Source organism: Mycobacterium sp. ITM-2016-00318 (assembly GCF_002968285.2).
GTDB lineage: Bacteria > Actinomycetota > Actinomycetes > Mycobacteriales > Mycobacteriaceae > Mycobacterium.
In genome coordinates, this window is the sequence record NZ_CP134400.1 from 2,527,923 (window position 1) to 2,543,789 (window position 15,867).

Below are 15,867 nucleotides of genomic sequence, written 5' to 3' on the forward strand. Positions count from 1 at the left end.
ACCGGGGAGTTGTGCGGCACTAGAGCCGGGTCGTCCGGCGCACCGCGTTGATGGCGCCGCGCACCGCAGACTCGGTCGCGGCCAGCGGGGCAATCGCGGCTTCACCGATACCGACGATGCGTTCGACGCGGTCGACGATGCCCTCGAGACGGTCCACCACCGCGTTGAGGCGCGGCGCCAACTCGTTGATCCGGCTGATCGTGTCGTTGAACCGCTCCAGAGTGGCATCGAGGTTGCCGGTCGACTTGTTGAGGTCTTCGAGGGTCTCACCCAGCCCGGCGAGGATGGCGTCGACCTGATCGACCGTGACGTCGGCGTTCAATGCCGCCTGGGCGAGTTTCTGGATCCGCTCGCGTCCGGTGCGGACACCGCCGGTCCTGCTGACGCCCTTGTCTGCCATGACGGTCATTTGACCACAAAGGCTGGAACCGTCGTGGCGGACCGGGCGTCTGAGGTGCATGCAGCTCAGACAGTGCCACGGCGATCCTCGCGACGTCGTCACCTCATGCGTCGACGTCATTCGCGCGGCGGATGACTACAGGGCAGGCTACGCAGATGGTCTCGCCGATCAAGACGGTTAGAGCTTGCTCGCCGCGTCTTCGTCGAGCAGCCACACGGTGGCTTCGCGGCCGTGCGCTCCCGCGGCGGGCACGTCGTCGGGATCTGCGCCGCCGACCGCAGCGGCAACCGCGTCGGCCTTCTCGGCGCCTGCAACCACCAGCCACACCTCGCGCGAGCGCGCAACGGCGGGAAGCGTCAATGTGATTCGCTTCGGCGGCGGCTTGGGGGAGTCGGTCACACCGACCACCTGCCGCGTCGTCTCGCGCGTCGCTGCGGTGTGGGGGAACAGCGAGTTGACGTGTCCCTCGCCGCCCATCCCGAGCAGATGTACGTCGAAATCGGGCACCGGCGCGCCGTCCTCGGCAATCGCCGCGAGCACCTGCTCGTAGGCCAGGGCGGCGGCGTCGATGTCGTCGCCGAATTCGCCGTCACTGGCGGGCATTGCGTGCACGTTGGCCGCTGGGATGTCAATGTGGTCGAGCAGGGCCTCGCGCGTCTGCTTCTCGTTGCGGTCGTCGTCGGCTTCGGGCACGTAACGCTCGTCGCCCCAGAACAATCGAACCTTCGACCAGTCGATCGCACCGCCGTTGTCCCGCACGTGTTCGAGCAGTCCGATCCCTGTGCCGCCTCCGGTAAGCACGATCAGCGCTCGGCCTCTCGCCGCGATCGCGTCGGTGATAGCGCCGATCAGGCGGTCGCCGACCGCGGTGACGAGTTCTGCTTTGTCCGAAAACTTTTCGATTACGGTGGTCATGTGTACTGCACCTTGTCGATGCCTGCGAGCGCCTCGAAGTAGATCTCGTCGGCGTCCAGCCGTCGCATGTCCTCCGCAAGGCACTCCTTGGCGTCCCTGCGCGCCAACGGAATCAGAGCCTGCGGCCTGCTGGTGCGGGTCAGCGTGGCGGTCACCCCCGTCTGCGGCCGGCTCAACGTGACCGTCTCGCTCTTGCGGTGCAGTTCGACCTTGAGGTCGCCGACGGCGCGCTGCACCTTTCCGTCGATCCGGCTCGCCAGCCAGCCCGCGAGGATGTCGAGCGCGGGTTCGTCCTTCAAACCCGACACCAGAGCCGATTCGACCGGTTCGAACGGCGCCTGATCCAACGCCGACGCCAGCAGAGCGCGCCAGTAGGTGATGCGGCTCCAGGCCAGATCGGTGTCGCCCGCGGTGTAGCTCTTCAGCCTGCTCTTGATGGCGGCCAGCGGATCGCCGCTGTTGGTAGCGTCGGTGATGCGGCGAATAGCCAACTGCCCCAAGGGATTCTCTGCGGGAACGGCGGGAGCATCGACCGGCCACCAGGCCACCACCGGGGTGTCCGGCAGCAGGAACGGCAACACCACGCTGTTGGCGTGCTTGGCGAGTTCACCGTTGAGTCGCAACACCACGACCTCGCCTGTGCCTGCGTCCGCGCCGACCCTGATCTCGGCGTCCAGCGTCGGTTCTGCGGCCTCGCGATCGCCGGGCAGGACCACGATGACGCGGCAGGGGTGCTCGCGGCTGGCGAAGTTGGCGGCCTCGATCGAGTCTTCGAGACCCTCGTCGCCGTCCAGTGCGATCACCAGCGTCAGCACCCGGCTCAGGGTGAGCGCGCCGCCCTCTTCGCGCAGGCCGGTGATCTTCTTGTTGACGTCGTTGGTGGTGGTTCCCGGCAGGTTGACGATCATTGCGGCTCGACTCCTTCTTGTCCCCTGCCCTGCGGGCGTGGCCCCACCGCTCCGCGCTCCTTCGTCGTCCCCTGCCCTACGGGCGTGGGCCCAGCGATGCTCACTCGTCGTCGCCTTCGCGTCACGGCCGCCTCCATTCGCGACCCATGCGGCGCATCATCTCGGTCGCTGATTCGGGTCCCCAGGTTCCGGATTCGTATTCGTCGGGCTTGCCGTGCTGCGCCCAATAGTCGAGCACGGGATCGAGTATCTTCCAGGACAATTCGACTTCCTGGTTGAGCGGGAACAGCGACGGCTCGCCCAGCAGCATGTCGAGGATCAACCGCTCGTAGGCCTCGGGGGAGTCCTCCGCGAAGGCCGACCCGTAGGAGAAGTCCATGTTGACGTCGCGGACTTCCATCTGGCTGCCGGGCACCTTCGACCCGAACCGCAAGGTGATGCCTTCGTCGGGCTGCACCCGGATCACCAACGCGTTCTTGCCGAGCTCTTCGGTCATCGTGGAGTCGAACGGCAGGTGCGGCGCCCGCTTGAAGAGCAGCGCGATCTCGGTTACCCTGCGGCCCAGCCGCTTTCCGGTCCGCAGGAAGAACGGCACGCCCGCCCACCGCCGGGTGTCGATTTCCAGGGTGATCGCGGCGTACGTCTCGGTTTTGGAGTCCTTCGAGAAGCCCTCCTCTTCGAGCAGGCCGGGCACCTGCTCGCTGCCCTGCCAGCCCGTCATGTACTGGCCGCGGGCGGTGGTCTGGTCCAGCGGCTGCATCGGACGTGTCGCCGAGAGCACCTTGATCTTCTCGGCCTGCAGCTCGTGCGGGCTGAAACTGACCGGTTCCTCCATCGCCGTGAGCGCCATCAGCTGAACGAGGTGGTTCTGGATCACGTCGCGGGCGGCGCCGACGCCGTCGTAGTAGCCGCCTCGGCCGCCAAGACCGATGTCTTCGGCCATGGTGATCTGCACGCTGTCGACGTAGTTGTTGTTCCAGATCGGCTCGTACAGGTTATTGGCGAATCGCAGCGCCAGGATGTTCTGCACGGTCTCCTTGCCGAGGTAGTGGTCGATGCGGAACACCGACTCTTCGGGAAACACACTGTTGACGGTGTTGTTCAGTTCCTGGGCGCTTGCCAAGTCGTGGCCGAACGGCTTCTCGATGACGACCCGGCTCCAGCGTCCCTGCTGCGGCCGGGCTAGGCCCGACTTCTGCAGCTGTTCGCACACCATCTGGAAGGCCTTCGGCGGAATCGACAGGTAGAACGCGTGATTGCCGCCGGTGCCCCGTTCTGCGTCGAGCTTCTCGAGCGTCTCGGCCAGCCGCTGGAAAGCCTTGTCGTCGTCGAATGTGCCTTGGACGAACCGGATTCCCTCGGCCAGTCGGTCCCACACTTCCTGCCGGTACGGAGTGCGGGCGTGCGTGCGGACGGAGTCGCATACAAGCTTGCCGAAATCTTCGTCGGCCCAGTCCCGCCTGGCGAATCCCACCAGGGCGAAGTTGGCAGGCAGCAACCCTCTGTTGGCCAAGTCGTAGATGGCAGGCATCAACTTCTTGGTGGCGAGATCCCCCGTGACGCCGAAGATGACCATCCCGCACGGACCCGGGATGCGGGGCATGCGCTTGTCCCGCTTGTCGCGCAGCGGGTTACGCCAATCCGACGGGAGGGCCGAGGTCTCGACGGACGTGGTCTCCGCGCTCATTTCTTGTCGTCGAGCTGAGTCTGCGTCTCGTCGAGCAGTTCCTCCCACGACTTCTCGAATTTCTCCACCCCTTCGTTCTCCAAAGTGAGGAAGACGTCACGCATGTCGATGCCGACCCCGGCAAGCTTGTCGAAGATCTCCTGCGCGGCGTCGGCTGTGCCGGTGACCGTGTCGCCGTTGATGACGCCGTGATCGGCGACGGAGTCAATGGTCTTCTCCGGCATGGTGTTGACGGTGTTGGGAGCGACGAGCTCGGTGACGTACAACGTGTCGGAGTAGTCGGGGTTCTTCACGCCGGTCGACGCCCACAGCGGCCGCTGCACCCGTGCGCCGTCTGCCTTGAGCGCCTCGAAGCGGTCACCGCCGACGAACACCTCTTCGTATGCGGCGTACGCCAACCGGGCATTGGCCACGCCCGCCTGCCCGCGCAGCGCGAGCGCCTCGTCGGTACCGATCTTCTCCAGCCGCTTGTCGATCTCGGTGTCCACACGTGAGACGAAAAATGATGCGACGGAGTGGATCTTGGAAAGATCGTGGCCCGCTTGCTTAGCCTTCTCCAGACCGGCGAGGTAGGCGTCCATCACCTCACGGTGTCGTTCGACGGAGAAGATAAGGGTCACGTTGACCGAGATTCCCTCGGCGAGCACGGACGTGATCGCGGGCAGGCCCTCCATCATGGCGGGGATCTTGATGAAGAGGTTCGGCCGGTCGACGATCTTCCACAGCTCGATCGCCTGCTGGACGGTTTTGTCGGTCTCATGGGCCAACCGCGGGTCGACCTCGATCGACACCCTGCCGTCGACGCCTTCAGAGGACTCCCACTGGGGACGCAGCACATCGCAGGCGTTGCGGACGTCGTCGGTGGTGACGGTGCGGATCGTGGCGTCCACGTCGGCGCCGCGCTCGGCCAACTCCCTCACCTGGTCGTCGTAGGAGTTGCCCTTCGACAGTGCCGCCTGAAAAATCGACGGGTTGGTGGTCACTCCCACAACACATTTGGTGTCGATGAGCTCCTGCAGGTTGCCGGTCTGCAGCCGGTCGCGGGACAGGTCGTCGAGCCATACGGAAACGCCCGCCGCGGACAGCGCGGCGAGATTCTTGTTCTGAGCCATGCCTTGTCCTTCTCTCTATATCAGTTGTCCAGTGATCGTTCCGCGGCTGCCACAACGGCTTCGGGGGTGAACCCGAACTCACGGAACAGCGTCTTGTCGTCGGCGGATTCGCCGTAGTGCTCGATCGAGATGATCTCGCCGGTGTCGCCGACGAGCTTGTACCAGCTCTGCGCCACCGCGGCCTCGACAGCCACCCGCGCTGAAACTGCTGGCGGCAACACCTTGTCGCGGTACTCGGCGGGCTGCGACTCGAACCATTCCACGCACGGCATGGACACCACCGTCGCGGTGATGTCCTTCTCCGCCAGGAGCTTCTTCGCCTCGACAGCGAGTTGGAGCTCGGAACCGGTGCCGATCAGTACGACGTCGGGCAGCTCGTCCGGAATGCCGCCGAGCACATAGCCGCCCTTGGCGACGCCGTCTGCGTCGGTGCCCTCGAGCACCGGAATCCCCTGGCGGGTGAGGATGAAGCCCACCGGGCCGCTACCGTTGCCGCGCGCCAGGATGCTCCGCCAGGCGTACGCCGTCTCGTTGGGGTCGCCGGGGCGCACCACCGACAGGTTGGGGATGGCGCGCAGCGCCGCGAGGTGCTCGATGGGCTGATGCGTCGGACCGTCCTCGCCGAGCCCGATCGAGTCGTGCGTCCAGATGTAGATGGTGTCGATGTCCATCAGCGACGCGAGCCGCACCGCGGGCCGCATGTAATCGGAGAACTGCAGGAAGGTGCCGCCGAACGCGCGGGTCGGGCCGTGCAGCACAATGCCCGACAGGATCGATCCCATCGCGTGCTCGCGGACGCCGAAGTGCAGCACGCGTCCGTACCAGTCCGCGGTGAAGTCCTCGGTCGAGATCGACGGCGGCCCGAACGACTTGACGCCCTTGATGGTGGTGTTGTTGCTGCCCGCCAAATCCGCTGAGCCACCCCACAGTTCGGGCAGCTTGGGGGCGACGTCATTGAGCACCTGACCGAATGCGGCGCGGGTGGCGAGCGCCTTGTCGCCCGGCTGCCACTGCGTGATGTCGGCGTCCCAGCCCTCGGGCAGCTCCTGGGACAGCAAGCGGTCGAGCAGCTTCTTGCGCTCGGGTTCCCTTTCGGCCCACGCGTCGAACTGCGGCTGCCACTTCTCGTGGGCTTCCTTGCCGCGGTCGACGAGCTTGCGGGTGTGCTCGATGACCTCGTCGCGTACCTCGAAGGTCTTGTCCGGGTCGAAACCAAGGACGCGCTTGGTGGCGGCCACCTCTTCGTCGCCCAGCGCCGAGCCGTGCGCACCTCCGGTGTTCATCTTGGTGGGCGCCGGATAGCCGATGATCGTGCGCAGGGAGATGAACGACGGCTTGTCGGTGACCTTCTTCGCCTCGGCGATGGCCTGCTCGATGCCGACAACGTTCTCGCCCCCCTCGACCTCCTGTACGTGCCAGCCGTAGGCGCGGTAACGGGCCGACACATCCTCGGACAGTGCGATGTTCGTGTCGTGCTCGATCGAGATCTGATTCTGGTCGTAGAACACAATCAGGTTGCCGAGCTGCTGGGTGCCCGCCAGTGAGGACGCCTCGCTGGTGACACCCTCCTCCATGTCGCCGTCGGAGGCGATCACGTAGATGTAGTGGTCGAACGGACTCTCACCCCATGGCGTGTCCGGGTCGAACAGGCCGCGCTCGAAGCGCGACGCCATGGCCATCCCGACCGCAGAGGCCAGACCCTGGCCCAGCGGGCCGGTGGTGATCTCAACACCCTTGGTGTGGCGGAACTCGGGGTGCCCGGGCGTCTTGCTCTTCCACGTGCGCAGCGACTCGATGTCAGACAGCTCGAGGCCGAAGCCGCCCAAGTAGAGCTGGATGTACAAGGTCAGGCTGGAGTGACCGCAGGACAGCACGAACCGATCGCGACCGAGCCAGTGCACGTCGCTGGGATCGTGGCGCATCTGGCGCTGAAACAGCGTGTACGCCAGGGGAGCGAGGCTCATCGCCGTGCCCGGGTGACCGTTGCCGACTTTCTGCACCGCATCCGCCGCCAGTACTCGGACGGTGTCGACTGATTCCGAATCCAGATCGGTCCAGTCGTCCGGGTGATTGGGACGGGTAAGGGCGGAAATCTCTTCGACGGTTGTCACCAGTTGACTCCTGACGATCGGCAAGCCTGGTCTCCCCTCATACCCTAGTGCGGCGAAAGCGATCGCCGCAGGCTGCGTCGCGCATCATCAGCTGTACGTTTACCGAGTCGACCCAGCTGGGTTCCCCGGCACCCCGCGGTCTACCATCGTGTGTAGTAGACGCGGCGCGTTGCGCGCCCTTTCGAGGAGTTATCTGCGTGAAGGTTCGCGAAAGCCGCCTGGTTGGCGGGTCGCCCAGCCGAACTCGCACTGCGCTCCTCGGGTACCTCTCGCTGACCAAGCCGCGGGTGATCGAGCTGCTGCTTGTCACCACCATTCCCGCCATGCTGCTGGCCGACCGCGGAGCTGTGAATCCGCTGCTGATTCTGAACACCCTGGTCGGCGGGCTACTCGCGGCCGCAGGCGCCAACGCGCTGAACTGCGTGGCCGACGCGGACATCGACAAGAAGATGAAGCGCACCGAGCGCCGACCGCTGGCGCGCGAAAGCGTGCCGCGCAGCCACGCGCTCGTCTTCGGGCTGGCGCTGTCGGTGGCCTCGTTCTTCTGGCTGTGGTGGACGACGAACATGCTTTCGGCACACTTGGCCGGGGCGACGATCGCGTTCTACGTGCTCGTTTACACGCTGCTGCTCAAACGCAGGACATCGCAGAACGTGGTGTGGGGCGGGGCGGCGGGCTGTATGCCGGTGATGATCGGCTGGTCGGCGGTGACGGGCACCATCGCTTGGCCCGCGCTGGTGATGTTCGCGATCATCTTCTTCTGGACGCCGCCGCACACCTGGGCGCTCGCGATGCGCTACAAGGACGACTACGAGGCGGCCGGCGTGCCCATGCTGCCGGTGGTGGCCACCGAGCGCCAGGTGACCAAGCAGATCCTGGTCTACACATGGCTGACCGTGGCGGCGACGCTCGCGCTGGCGCTGGCCACGGGGTGGCTGTACGCGTCCGTGGCCCTGGTGGCAGGCACCTGGTTCCTCGCGATGGCCCACCAGCTGTATGCAGGCGTGCGGCGCGGCGAGCCGATCAAGCCGCTGCGGTTGTTCCTACAGTCGAACAACTATCTGGCTGTCGTGTTCTGCGCGCTGGCAGTCGATTCGGCACTTGACCTGCCGACGCTGCTCAGCCTCTGACTCAGCCTGTCCGCCGGTCTAGGGCACCAGCACGACGGACCCGACGGTCTTGCGACCTTGCAGGTCGCGGTGCGCCCGCTCGGCATCCTCGAGGCGATAGCGCTCGCTGACCGTCACGTTGATGGTCCCCGATGCGATCGCGTCCAGCAATTCTCCTGCCCGCCAAGAGAATTCGTCCGCTGACCGGGTGTAGTGCGCCAGGGTCGGGCGGGTCAGGAACAGCGAGCCCGCGGCATTGAGCCGTTGTGGGTCGAACGCTGGAACGGGTCCACTCGAGGCGCCGAACAACGCGAGCGTGCCGCGCACGGCGAGACTGGCCATGCTCGCGTCGAACGTGGCGGCACCGACGCCGTCGTACACCGCCGCGACACCGCCGACGGTCAGCTCCTTGATTCTGGCGCCGAACTCCTCGGGATCGTCCGGATAGTCGAGCACCTCCGCCGCACCCGCCTTCCTGCTCAACTCGGCCTTCGCCGGTGTCGAGACGGTGGTGATGACCCGGACCGCCTGACTGGTCGCCCACTGGGTGAGGATCAGCCCGACGCCGCCTGCGCCCGCGTGCACGAGTACGTCATCGCCCTGCTGCACCGGGTAGACCGACTTGAGCAGGTAATGCGCCGTCATCCCTTTGAGTAGCGACGCCGCGGCGACGTCCGGGCTGACGCCGTCGGGGACATAGGCACAGAAATCGGCTGGCGCCGTGCAGTATTCGGCGTAGGAGCCGTTGCCTTGCGCCGTGACCACCCGGTTGCCGACACCGAGCGCGGCGACATCGTCGCCGACGGCTTCCACCGTTCCGCATACTTCGAGGCCCAGAATGAAGGGGAGTTCCCGTTTGTAGAGACCCGACCGGAAGTAGGTGTCGATGAAGTTGATGCCGATGGCCTCGGCTTTGATCAGCACCTCACCGGGTCCGGCCGACGGTGTGGGCTTCTCGACGTATCGAAGGACTTCGGGTCCGCCGGTTTCGGCGACTTCAATGGCGTGCATGGTGTCTATCATCCATTCGTCATGAAACTCGCTCGCCCCGACATCCGTCATCCCCGCATCGTGCTCGCCGGCTGCCGGGCGCTGCCGGACGGCGACGGCGACGACGCCGAGATCGTCGCCGCGCTGCGTCAGCGTGGACTCCACGCTCGCTGGCTGTCGTGGGACGATCCGGAAACGCTACGTGCCGACGTCGTCATTCTCCGTGCCACCTGGGATTACATCGACCGGTTGGACGAGTTCCTCGACTGGACCGTTCGCGTCGCGAACCTGCTGAACCCTCCCGCTGTGGTGGGGTGGAACACCGACAAGCGCTACCTGGCCGACCTCGCCGACGCGGGCGTGCCGACCGTGCCCAGCAGATTCTTCGCGCCAGGCGAGGCGGTGCGGATCCCCAGGGGCGAAGTCGTGGTGAAACCCGCGATTGGGGTGGGCTCGGTTGGTGCGCAGCGCTTCACCGACACGCACGCGGCCCGGGAACACGTGTCGGCACTGCAGGAGTCGGGCAAGACCGCGCTTGTCCAGCCGTATGACCCGAGGGTGGAAAGCGGGGAAACGGCTTTGGTGTTTCTCGGTGGCGAGCAGTCGCACGCCTTCAGCAAAGGTCCGATACTGCCGCCCGCCGGTCAGCGGCCGGTCTTCGATCCGTCGGGTACCTACGCCGAGGAGTCGCTGACTCCCGCTGACCCCGATTTCGAACTGTGGGACGTCGGCCACGCCGCGCTGGACGCGGCGGCCGCGCGTCTGAACCTCAAGGCCACCGATCTCCTGTACGCCCGCGTGGACGTCATCGGCGGCCGGGACAACCCGGTGCTGCTCGAGCTGGAACTGGTCGAACCGTCTTTGGGTTGGCGCCAGTTGGGCCGCGCGACGCGAGATCTCCAACAACGCAGGTTCGCGATCTGCGTGGAGTCAGCGCTCGATCGACTCGGGCTCGGTCCGTTCTCGCATCGACGCCCATAGCGCCGAGGTGGCCGCCGTGCACGCGGCCGCGCCCGCGACGTGGAGCGCCACCAACGCCGCAGGCACCCCGATGGCGTATTGGACACGGCCGACCAGAGCCTGCGCGGCGACGAGGATCAGCAAGACCACCAGCCGCCTGATGACGCGCCGGGGGGCGCGAATCTTTCGTAGCGCGAAGCCCAACCCGAGCAGGAGAATCAGGTAGGCGATCAGCAGGGTCGCATGCACTTGTACCAAGGTGACGATTTCGACCTGCAGCCGCGGGACCGGGGCTTCTATGCTCTTGTCGCCGGCGTGCGGGCCCGCACCCGTGACGAGCGTGCCGGTCACCAAGATCGCGGCCAGCGCCATCGCGGTCAGGATCGTCAGCTGTCGCAACGGCTTCGGAACGAGTGCCGTCGGAACCCCCTTGTCGGGCTCGCCGATCTTGACGTACAGCAGCGCCGCCAGCCACACCATCGCCATCGAGACCAGCAGGTGGATCGCCACCGTCCACCACAGTAGCCCCGTCAGCACCGTGATACCGCCGATCACCGCCTGCAGAACGGTCGAGGCAGGCATCAGCCAGGCGTACACCAGGACCTCACGCCGACGCCGGGCACGGGTGACCGCCAGCACCGCAAGTGCCGCGGTGAGCACGACGAGGAAGGTGATCATCCGGTTGCCGAACTCGACGGCCTGGTGGATCCCCGGCACCTCGGCGTGCGGCACCGGCGTAAAGCTGCCGGGGAAGCACTGCGGCCACGTCGGGCAGCCCAGCCCCGAGGCGGTGACACGCACGATCGCTCCCGTGACGGCAATCCCGCCCTGGGTCAGGATCACCGCGGCAGCGATGAGACGTTGCGCGCGGAGGCTGGGCATCGGCAGCACATCCACCGCGCGCATCAGGAACCGGCCGACTGCCACCGCCCGATCGTAGTGGATCGCAACTACAGCTCGTAGTAGGGCGGTTCAGCGAGCACGGGGCGCAACGAAGGGAACGAGCACCTCGTCGACGAGCTCCACGATCAGCTCGTCGGTGATCGGATCACCCGTGATGAGCAGCCGGTGCCACAGCACGCTCTGGCCCAGCTCCCTGGCGATCTCGACGGGTACGTCGGCGCGGACATCACCACGCTCGATACCGCGCGCGAGCATCGCAGCCATCTCCTGCTTGCGCCAGCCGATGACGTCTTTCTGGAACGCCGCTCGCAGTTCGGGATCGTGTGCACCCGCGGCGATGGCCGCGCGCAGGACGTCGGCACTCGGGCCGGTGAAGAGGTTCGCCCAGCCGCGCAGGATCGCGAGCATGTCCTGCCGATAGCTGCCCGTGTCCTGATGCGGGATCGCCGCGGTCGCCATCGTGAGCAGGGTGTCGCGCAGCAGGGCCCCGCGGTCGGCCCACCGCCGGTAGAGCACCGGCTTGCTGGTGCCCGTCTTGGCGGCAACGGCCTCCATCGTCACGCCCGCCGGGCCGTGCTCGACCAGCAGGTCCAGCACAGCCGATCTGATCGCCGAATCCAGTGCTTCCCCGCGCCGCCGCTTCACCAAACCTCCTTAGACACTCTTGCGTATCTTATACGGCCACGCTAGCGTTGTCGGGATAAGAAACGCAAACGTATCTTGGAGGTTGCCGCCATGAGCCGTCCCGTTCTCTACCCGCTTCGCCCTGTCGACACCGCCGCCGTGCACTACCTCGACGTGCCACACGGCCGGCGGCGGGTGACGATCGATCACCGCCCGCTCACCGGCATCACGCCTGCCATGCTGCTCGACTGGTTCACACACCTTGGCGAGACGATGTCCTACGGCGGCGAGGTCATCGACCGGTACCTCGCCTGGCATCCCATCGACCACATCGAATGGGCGCTGGCCCGTCCGGCGCCCACCGGCGGTGCCGCCGAGGGCGCGCGTTTCCGGATGGTCGAGGCGTTCGGCGGCAGACCCGAATACAAGATCGACGAGGTCGCGCGCGTCGAGAAACTGGACGAGACGGGCATTCGCCTGGTCAGGCGGATCGGGGGAGTTGCCGTCTTCCAACTGGAGCACACCTGGTCGGCAGGCGCTGACGGCGCGCACTACGTCACGGTGATGGACCTCGGTGTTCGCTCACCGCTGTTGGCGCCGGTCAACGTGATTGTCAGGCAACGCTTCTCCGACGCCAAGGTCCGTGCTTGGGTCAAGCACAACATCGAGGAAGTCGGCCAGCTCGAATACCTTCTGCCACAGCTCGCCTCGTCAGGTGAAGCGGAACCAGCGCAGTGCGCACAGCGCTGAAACGCTGCCCCAAACCGCCAGCACGGCGATGCCGAACCAGTCGACCGACAACGACATCGCCTGTGTCAGGGCCTCGGTCAGCGCACCCGACGGTGTCAGCCTCGCCGCCCACCGCACGGCTTCCGGGACGGTCTGGCCTTCGAGGGTGAGAGCGCCGAGCCCGGCGAAGACGAACCAGAGCAGGTTGGCGACGGCAAGCACGATCTCGGCGCGCAGCGTGCCGCCGAGCAACAACCCCATCGCCGCAAACGCTCCAGTGCCCAGCGCGATGATGACCGCCCCAAGGATCAACCCGAGGATGTTCGGTCGCCAACCCAGGGCAATGCCGATACCGCCCAACACAATCGACTGAAGAAACACCACGGTCACCACGGCCAGCGACTTACCGGCGATGATTCCCCACACGGGAAGCGCCGTCGCGCCGATTCGCTTGAGTGCCCCGTACCGCCTGTCGAATGCGACGGCGATCGCCTGACCGGTGAACGCCGTCGATATCACCGCCAGCGACATGATCGCCGGAACGAAGGTCGCCGCCCGGTTCGGTCCGAACGAGCCGAACGGCAGCAGTGTCAGGCCGACCAACAGCGTGATCGGGATGAAGAGGGTGAGCAGCAGTTGCTCGCCGTTGCGCAACAACAACTTCAACTCGAGCGCGAACTGTGCCGCCAGCATTTTCGGCACGGTGGCCGAACGCGGATCCGGCGTGAACGTTCCTGTCGCGAAGCGACTCACGATCGCAATTCCCGCCCCGTCAGATCGAGGAACACGTCCTCCAGGCTGCGTTGCTCCACCCGCATGTCGGTGGCCAACACGTTCAGCCGTGCACACCACGCGGTCACGGTCGCCAGCACCTGCGGGTCGATGTGGCCCTCCACCAGATACTCGCCTGGCGTGGCTTCTGTGGCCTTGTAGCTTTCCGGTAACGCCGAGATCAGCAGCGAAAGGTCGAGCATGCGAGGCGCTTTGAAGCGCAACTGATTCTCCGCGCCGCTGCGCGTCAGCTCCGCAGGCGTCCCGCTGGCCACCGCGACGCCGCGGTCGATGATGATCAGCCGGTCGGCCAACTCCTCGGCCTCGGTGAGCTGATGGGTGGTCAGTACCACGGTCACGCCGTCGCTGCGCAGCGCGTTGATGAGGTCCCACACCACGATTCGCGCGTGCGCGTCCATCCCGGCGGTCGGCTCGTCGAGGAACACCAATTCCGGACGACCCACAACGGCACACGCCAGCGCCAAGCGCTGCTGCTGCCCGCCAGACAACCTCCGATACGTCGTCCTGGCGGCCTCCGTCAGGCCGAGCGTCTCCATCAACCACTGCGGGTCGAGCGGGTTGGCGCTGTATGCCGCAACAAGATTGAGCATCTCGCCTGCCTGTGCTGCGGGATAGGCGCCGCCGCCCTGCAGCATGACCCCGATGCGCTCGCGCACGCGCGCATTGTCGGTGATCGGGTTCAGGCCGAGGATCTCGATGGATCCTGCGTCGGGCTTGATGAAGCCCTCGCACATCTCGACGGTAGTGGTCTTACCCGCACCGTTCGGCCCGAGCAGCGCGAGCACCTCGGCGGTGTGCACGTCGAGGTCGAGATCGGAGACCGCGGTCGTCGACCCGTACCGTTTACACACCCCGCGCAGACGCACGGGGGTGGCGCCGTTGGCAGAGGTCACGGGGATTCAGCGTAGGCGTCCGCCTTGGCCGCCTGTGGCTGCGGTCGTGACGGCCCCACCGCGACGGGCTCGGGAAGCGGCACGATGTCGATCTGCGGACCGGGGTCGGGCAGCTTCCGCCATGGCAACCGGTAGTAGGTCATCGCGATCAGAAGTGCCACGATCACGGTGCTGGCCGCCGTCGCGAGCAGGATCTGGAAAACGGTGAACCGGTCGCCGTTGGCTGTCGGCCCGAAGATGCCCACCACGAGCGTGACGACGATCGCGGTGGTGCGGAACGAGCGTCTGGTAGCCCACGCCGCCAGGGGAATGACGGCCCAGAGCACGTACCAGGGCTGGACGACAGGAAAGAGGAGCACCGTCATGCCGAGAGCGACGCCGAGGCCGCCGACCGGGTGCAGCCTGCCGCGAAGGACGGCCAGCAGCAGCCAGGTCACCAGGATCGCGATGATGAAGACACCGATGCCACGGGTGAGACCAAGGACCGCCGTGGTGTGGTCGCCGAGCCCGAGCAGGATGCCCACCTGACCCGTGCCGAGGGCCAGCAGCGTCGGCAGCGACATCCAGCTTCTCACTACGTTTGCGGTGCCGAGCGTGAAGAGCCAGCCAAAGCCGAGAGAGCTTGCCCAGCCGACCACCGCCATCACGGCGACGGACACCGCGGTCAGCGACCCGCCCGCGATGAAGAACGCCTTGACAGTGCAGCCCCACCGACACGCCAGGGCAACCGCGACGAAACCGACCGCAAGCAGCCCCGGCAGCTTGACCTGTGAGGACAGCGTGATCAGCACGACACCGACGATCAGCATCGTCATCGGCTTCCATCGTGCCCATTCGCCGCGGGACTGTGGCCACGCGAACGGTTTCGGCAAGAGCGGGCTGTCGGCGTAGACCCCTCGCAGGGCGAACTCGGTGCCCGCGAGCATCAGGCCCAGCATCAGCGCCTCGTTGTGGATGCCCGCCACCAGATGCATGATCAGCAGCGGATTGGCCGCGCCCAGCCACAATGCGCTGACCTCGGCGACGCCGCACCGGCGCGCGAGCCGCGGCACCGCCCACACGATGAGGCCGACTCCCAGCAGCACGACGAGCCGGTGCAACAGCACCGCGAAGACGATGTTGTCACCCGTCAGCGCCGATATGCCTTGGCCCAGCCACAGAAACAGTGGACCGTACGGTGCGGGAGTCTCGCGCCACATCGTCGGCACCGACAGTGTGAACACGTGGTCGAGGCCCAAGCCTGTCGCCGGGCCGACCTTGTACGGGTCGAGGCCGCTGATCGCGATCTCGCTCTGCGCCAGATACGAGTAGACGTCACGGCTGTACATCGGCGGCGCAATGAGCAGCGGAAGCACCCACAGCGCCAGCGTGCGGTCCAGTTGGCTGCGGGTCATCCGGCGCTCGCCGAGCGCGAAGCGGCCGAGCATCAGCCACGCCAGCGCCATCATCACCGCACCGGTGGTGGTCATCGTCAAAGAGACCGTCTGAATGCGCGAGGGGAGGTTGAGCAGACGCACGCCGAACGTCGGGTCCTGCACGACAGGGCGCGCACCGACGCCCAGGGCGCCGATGGCCATCAGCACTGTCCCGGTCGCGCCGAACAGCCGGGTACGCCGCAGCGCAATCAGCTCGGCGTCGTTGAGCGGCGATCCGACGGTCCGTTCATCCCCGTGCCAGCCGGCAATCGAGGTGGAGAGAGACCATAGGCGCGCAGCCATCACTGCAGCGTAGCGG

15 protein-coding genes are annotated in these 15,867 nt (G+C 66.4%); 3 read left to right on the forward strand and 12 right to left on the reverse strand.

What is annotated here, in order from left to right; translation table 11 throughout:
• Positions 1–19: 19 nt before the first annotated feature.
• The 6 genes from C6A82_RS12365 to tkt all read right to left on the reverse strand — a co-directional run bounded on the left by C6A82_RS12365 (position 20) and on the right by tkt (position 7,133).
• Complete coding sequence (locus C6A82_RS12365) at positions 20–400, reverse strand: ATPase (protein WP_105346468.1); 381 nt, start codon at positions 398–400, stop codon at positions 20–22.
• Positions 401–577: 177 nt separating this feature from the next.
• On the reverse strand, positions 578–1,315 hold the full coding sequence (gene pgl / locus C6A82_RS12370; RefSeq protein WP_105346449.1) for a 6-phosphogluconolactonase: 738 nt from the start codon (positions 1,313–1,315) through the stop codon (positions 578–580).
• Positions 1,312–2,223, reverse strand: coding sequence for a glucose-6-phosphate dehydrogenase assembly protein OpcA (gene opcA, locus C6A82_RS12375; RefSeq protein WP_105346450.1), 912 nt, complete (start codon positions 2,221–2,223; stop codon positions 1,312–1,314). The genes pgl and opcA overlap by 4 nt, the downstream gene beginning before the upstream one ends.
• Before the next feature lie 121 nt (positions 2,224–2,344).
• Complete coding sequence (gene zwf / locus C6A82_RS12380) at positions 2,345–3,910, reverse strand: glucose-6-phosphate dehydrogenase (protein WP_105346452.1); 1,566 nt, start codon at positions 3,908–3,910, stop codon at positions 2,345–2,347.
• Positions 3,907–5,022, reverse strand: a complete 1,116-nt coding sequence (gene tal, locus C6A82_RS12385) for a transaldolase (RefSeq protein WP_105346454.1) — start codon at positions 5,020–5,022, stop codon at positions 3,907–3,909. The genes zwf and tal overlap by 4 nt, the downstream gene beginning before the upstream one ends.
• Before the next feature lie 20 nt (positions 5,023–5,042).
• Positions 5,043–7,133, reverse strand: a complete 2,091-nt coding sequence (gene tkt / locus C6A82_RS12390; protein WP_105346455.1) for a transketolase — start codon at positions 7,131–7,133, stop codon at positions 5,043–5,045.
• 197 nt (positions 7,134–7,330) lie between these two features.
• Here tkt and C6A82_RS12395 point away from each other — a divergent pair, with 197 nt between their 5' ends.
• Positions 7,331–8,263: a heme o synthase gene (locus tag C6A82_RS12395; RefSeq protein WP_105346457.1), complete on the forward strand. Its 933-nt coding sequence runs from the start codon at positions 7,331–7,333 to the stop codon at positions 8,261–8,263.
• 18 nt (positions 8,264–8,281) lie between these two features.
• Here the strand turns inward: C6A82_RS12395 and C6A82_RS12400 are convergent, their stop codons facing one another.
• Positions 8,282–9,253, reverse strand: a complete 972-nt coding sequence (locus C6A82_RS12400) for a quinone oxidoreductase (RefSeq protein ID WP_105346469.1) — start codon at positions 9,251–9,253, stop codon at positions 8,282–8,284.
• A gap of 21 nt (positions 9,254–9,274) precedes the next feature.
• Between C6A82_RS12400 and C6A82_RS12405 the strand changes: the two genes are divergently transcribed.
• Complete coding sequence (locus C6A82_RS12405) at positions 9,275–10,213, forward strand: RimK family alpha-L-glutamate ligase (protein ID WP_105346458.1); 939 nt, start codon at positions 9,275–9,277, stop codon at positions 10,211–10,213.
• On the opposite strand, the gene C6A82_RS12410 is transcribed toward C6A82_RS12405, so the two are convergent.
• On the reverse strand, positions 10,163–11,119 hold the full coding sequence (locus C6A82_RS12410) for a heme A synthase (RefSeq protein WP_105346460.1): 957 nt from the start codon (positions 11,117–11,119) through the stop codon (positions 10,163–10,165). The genes C6A82_RS12405 and C6A82_RS12410 overlap by 51 nt on opposite strands.
• A 45-nt stretch (positions 11,120–11,164) precedes the next feature.
• Entirely contained in the window at positions 11,165–11,740 is a 576-nt protein-coding gene (locus tag C6A82_RS12415; protein ID WP_105346462.1) for a TetR/AcrR family transcriptional regulator, read from the reverse strand.
• A gap of 90 nt (positions 11,741–11,830) precedes the next feature.
• Here C6A82_RS12415 and C6A82_RS12420 point away from each other — a divergent pair, with 90 nt between their 5' ends.
• A complete protein-coding gene (locus C6A82_RS12420; protein ID WP_105346463.1) occupies positions 11,831–12,469 on the forward strand; it encodes a hypothetical protein in 639 nt (212 codons plus the stop codon).
• On the opposite strand, the gene C6A82_RS12425 is transcribed toward C6A82_RS12420, so the two are convergent.
• Genes C6A82_RS12425 through mptB form a run of 3 tightly spaced genes read right to left on the reverse strand, consistent with a single transcriptional unit; the run spans position 12,431 to position 15,851 of the window.
• Positions 12,431–13,204: an ABC transporter permease gene (locus tag C6A82_RS12425; RefSeq protein ID WP_396836812.1), complete on the reverse strand. Its 774-nt coding sequence runs from the start codon at positions 13,202–13,204 to the stop codon at positions 12,431–12,433. The two genes, C6A82_RS12420 and C6A82_RS12425, sit on opposite strands and share 39 nt — an antisense overlap.
• Complete coding sequence (locus C6A82_RS12430; RefSeq protein ID WP_233216997.1) at positions 13,198–14,133, reverse strand: ABC transporter ATP-binding protein; 936 nt, start codon at positions 14,131–14,133, stop codon at positions 13,198–13,200. Before C6A82_RS12430 ends, C6A82_RS12425 begins: the two co-directional genes overlap by 7 nt.
• The gene (gene mptB / locus C6A82_RS12435; RefSeq protein ID WP_199193828.1) at positions 14,130–15,851 is read right to left on the reverse strand and encodes a polyprenol phosphomannose-dependent alpha 1,6 mannosyltransferase MptB; all 1,722 of its coding nucleotides are present in this window, start codon (positions 15,849–15,851) and stop codon (positions 14,130–14,132) included. Before mptB ends, C6A82_RS12430 begins: the two co-directional genes overlap by 4 nt.
• Positions 15,852–15,867: the final 16 nt, after the last annotated feature.

Bases quoted from the DNA above. Each gene is read 5' to 3' on its own strand.
- C6A82_RS12365 (WP_105346468.1), bottom strand. From the start codon at position 400: ATGGCAGACAAGGGCGTCAGCAGGACCGGCGGTGTCCGCACCGGACGC.
- pgl (WP_105346449.1), bottom strand. From the start codon at position 1,315: ATGACCACCGTAATCGAAAAGTTTTCGGACAAAGCAGAACTCGTCACC.
- opcA (WP_105346450.1), bottom strand. From the start codon at position 2,223: ATGATCGTCAACCTGCCGGGAACCACCACCAACGACGTCAACAAGAAG.
- zwf (WP_105346452.1), bottom strand. From the start codon at position 3,910: ATGAGCGCGGAGACCACGTCCGTCGAGACCTCGGCCCTCCCGTCGGAT.
- tal (WP_105346454.1), bottom strand. From the start codon at position 5,022: ATGGCTCAGAACAAGAATCTCGCCGCGCTGTCCGCGGCGGGCGTTTCC.
- C6A82_RS12400 (WP_105346469.1), bottom strand. From the start codon at position 9,253: ATGCACGCCATTGAAGTCGCCGAAACCGGCGGACCCGAAGTCCTTCGA.
- C6A82_RS12405 (WP_105346458.1), top strand. From the start codon at position 9,275: ATGAAACTCGCTCGCCCCGACATCCGTCATCCCCGCATCGTGCTCGCC.
- C6A82_RS12420 (WP_105346463.1), top strand. From the start codon at position 11,831: ATGAGCCGTCCCGTTCTCTACCCGCTTCGCCCTGTCGACACCGCCGCC.
- mptB (WP_199193828.1), bottom strand. From the start codon at position 15,851: ATGGCTGCGCGCCTATGGTCTCTCTCCACCTCGATTGCCGGCTGGCAC.